1 protein-coding gene is annotated in these 534 nt (G+C 47.4%); it reads left to right on the top strand.

Annotated elements, in window-relative coordinates; all coding sequences use genetic code 11:
- Positions 1-534: EAL and HDOD domain-containing protein (locus tag R7E78_RS30020; RefSeq protein WP_318059126.1), on the top strand; the 534-nt coding region annotated here is incomplete at both ends.

Genomic DNA, 534 nt, shown 5'->3' with positions numbered 1-534 from the left:
AGAAGAGTTTGAGCAAGCCAAAGCGGCAGGCTTTAAATTCTTCCAAGGCTACTTTTTTAGCAAGCCATTGGTGTCGCAAACCAAATACGTCAGTCCGGAGCAGGTGTTAGCGTTACAACTGTTTCGGGAAGTCTGCGCGCCAGAGCCGGATTTTGACCGCATTGAAAGCATCATTACGCAAGATGTGGCCTTGTCGTACAAGTTACTGCGTTTTGTGAATACCCAGATCACCACATTAGAGGTGGAAATCAGCTCGTTCCGTCAGGCGCTGATTTACCTTGGTCAAGACAAGCTGAAGCAATTTGTCTCTTTGGTGGTGGCGTCTTACATCTCAAGCAACAAACCCCGTGAGTTGTACAACCTCTCTTTGCAACGTGCCCAGTTCTGTGAACTGATGTCGCGTTACCAACCTTTTTCTCATCTCAATGAGCAAGGCTTTATGGTCGGCTTATTGTCGATCTTAGATGCTATGCTCGACTTATCGATCGAAGCCTTGGTGAAGCAACTGCCGTTGAGTGATTCTGTACAGCAAGC

The sequence above is a fragment of the Vibrio sp. YT-19(2023) genome, from assembly GCF_033337395.1.
Note: the sequence above shows the minus strand (reverse complement) of the source record. Positions and strands in the feature narration are given on the sequence as shown.